General features: G+C 55.9%; 1 protein-coding gene and 2 pseudogenes. All 3 read left to right on the top strand.

Annotation, left to right across the window (positions count from 1 at the left end; translation table 11 throughout):
• A pseudogene (locus tag WCB02_RS42105) lies at window positions 1–259 on the top strand (hypothetical protein); the annotation flags it as partial.
• 446 nt (window positions 260–705) lie between these two features.
• Window positions 706–1,347 (top strand): hypothetical protein, encoded by a 642-nt coding sequence (locus tag WCB02_RS42100; protein WP_423968969.1) that lies wholly within the window; start codon window positions 706–708, stop codon window positions 1,345–1,347.
• A 651-nt stretch (window positions 1,348–1,998) separates the two neighbouring features.
• Window positions 1,999–2,442: pseudogene (locus tag WCB02_RS42095) on the top strand (hypothetical protein); the annotation flags it as partial.

Genomic DNA, 2,442 nt, shown 5'->3' with positions numbered 1-2,442 from the left:
CCTCAAGCAAAACGTAATTTATTACGAAGTCAGCTTCGAAATAACGACGGCGGCCGGACTGACCCCGATGTGGAAGTTCACGAACGTCAACGTCAACCCCACCGGTACGCTGGCGACGGCTTCGCGCGACCGGACGCATGACCTCCAAATCACCATGGGACCAGGCAACAGCAACGGTCTGACGGGCACCGCAGCGAGCGCTCAGCAAGCTGGTGACTTCGGACGAACCGTCGCCAACTCGCTTACAAACCCGCGTTAACCAAATAAACGCTCAGCACCTTAGGAAAATCCGATGGCCAAGAAGGCGAAGAAAGCAAAGGCAGCCAAGGCAGCCAAAAAAGCCAAGAAGGCAGCTCCGAGAAGGGCACGTGCAGCGGTCGGTCTAGCGGGCGGCGCCGGCGTATGTGCTCCGGGCAGCCCTGATAGGAAGTTCCCCGTGCACAACGATCCAAACAATGAAATACGTTGCAAATGCATTGGCGGACAATGGCAGTGCAGACAAGTGCCCAAAGGCGGAGATTGGCAGCCCTGAAAGCAAGCCGCCAGTGAACCGGACTGCTCATGAACGCTCGAAAACTTGGTCGCCTCCGACGGGAGCATGATCCCCGCATTCCGTACCTCAGTGCCCTGGTTGCCGGCCGGCATCAGGACCCGCCTCCGCTAGAGATCGATTACACGAACGGCATGCCCCCAAGCTTGGGCACGATGCTGAACATCGAGCTCAATGATTGCACTTGCGCAGCTTATTATCACGCGCTTCAGGTCTGGAGCTTCAATTCATCGCCAGCAAGACACATGCTCGACGTCGCCGACGATTATGTTAGGCGGCTTTACATCTCGGCCTGCGGCTATCAGCCGGGTGTACCAGGCAGCGGGCCGGAGGCCAGCGAACAGAAGGTATTGTCCTATTTGTTGAGAGAAGGCGCGCCACTCGGTCCAGCCGGCCTAACGCATAAAATAACGGCCTACTTAGAAGTCGACCCGCGCAATGTTAATGACGTGAAGCGAACGATCGCAGATTGCGGCATCGCCTATATCGGCCTGAACGTTCCGCGCTATATTCATCCCGTACTCGGCGAGCCTCCAGCCATATGGGATGTTCAGGAGCGCGACTCTGCAATTGTTGGCGGACATGCCGTCATCTTGGCCGGGTACAACGATGCGACAGCACGCGTCATATCATGGGGCGAATATTTCTCGATGACATGGAATTTTTTCGCAAAATATGTCGACGAAGCCTATGCAATAGCGGACCCGATCTGGTTCAAAAACGGCGGCAAGAAACCGGGCGGCCTGACTATCGCCGAACTTAAGGCCCAAATGCACGCCATCGCCACGAGCGGCTAAGAAATCGGGCCGACCAGAAACCGGCTCTCCGTCAAGAAATTCCCAATGATGGTTGGAGTAGGGCGTTATTTACCGGACGCCCCGTCACGTCGGTGAATAGTTTGGCCGCTCCGCCTGTCTACCGTTGAGGAAGCGGCGACCGTCGTTGACCCGAGGAATGCCACGAGGCTTGATGGGCAGGTCAGAGGCGGCAATTGGCGCTCGCGAGCGGATCCCGGCGTTCATCGCCCTTCAACTAGAGCCGCCGGCCCGTTTCCATCCATTCGCAAGCCTTCAGGCGAACCGTAACAGCCGCCAAATCAGATGACGGGCTTCCTGCAGGTCGGCGGATCGGAGGTTCTGAGCGCAGTTATAGGCCGGGATATGTGATTCGAGCATGATGACGCTTGCCGAATTCAACGAGCGGGTTTCGATTTGTCTCAACTGACAAGGGTGCCCCTGTACGCTCCTAAGCGCAGGCGCTGGGCGGCCGGAAGCTCGATGACTTTAGCCTTGCAAAGGCCGCTAAACCACTGGTAGCGTTATTGGCTCGCATCACCTTTTAAAAACCTTCTTATTTTTGGGGCACGCCGCCTGTTGATGAGGGTCCTTAGTCGTTTTTTTGATCGCCATAAGAGTAGTTCATAAGCTGCAAGGTGGAGCTATTTGCAAATGGACTCTACAAACAAGGTTTCATCTCATACTTCGCCTATGCGAACCGCGGTGCTGGTGATTCACGGTATCGGAAATCAGCGCGCGCTTGAAACGGTGAGAGGTGTTGTTTCAGCAGTGCTAAAGCCCGGCACCAAACTTTGGCTTCATCCCGAGATGAGCGGGATAGACGTCGATCTTTCCGTTCTCACCGCACCCGGAATCGAAACCGTTGAAGGGCGTCGAGACGTCGATTTCCACGAATTCTATTGGGCACATCTTATGAGTGAGACCCGCGCGATCGCGGTGTTGCTTTGGCTGTTCGAGTTAGTGCGGAAGGGACCCCTGCTAAAGAAGGGACTGAATGCGGTATGGTGGGGAACGGCCGCATTTTTGGCAACCGGGGTTGCTTCTGTGACGCTCATTCTATTGCATTTGATTCAGCGACTCTCCGAGGTCGTTGAC

The sequence above is a fragment of the Bradyrhizobium sp. genome (assembly GCF_049581145.1).
Classification (GTDB): Bacteria; Pseudomonadota; Alphaproteobacteria; order Rhizobiales; family Xanthobacteraceae; genus Bradyrhizobium.
Note: the sequence above shows the minus strand (reverse complement) of the source record. Positions and strands in the feature narration are given on the sequence as shown.

Bases quoted from the DNA above. Each gene is read 5' to 3' on its own strand.
- WCB02_RS42100 (WP_423968969.1), top strand. From the start codon at position 706: ATGCTGAACATCGAGCTCAATGATTGCACTTGCGCAGCTTATTATCAC.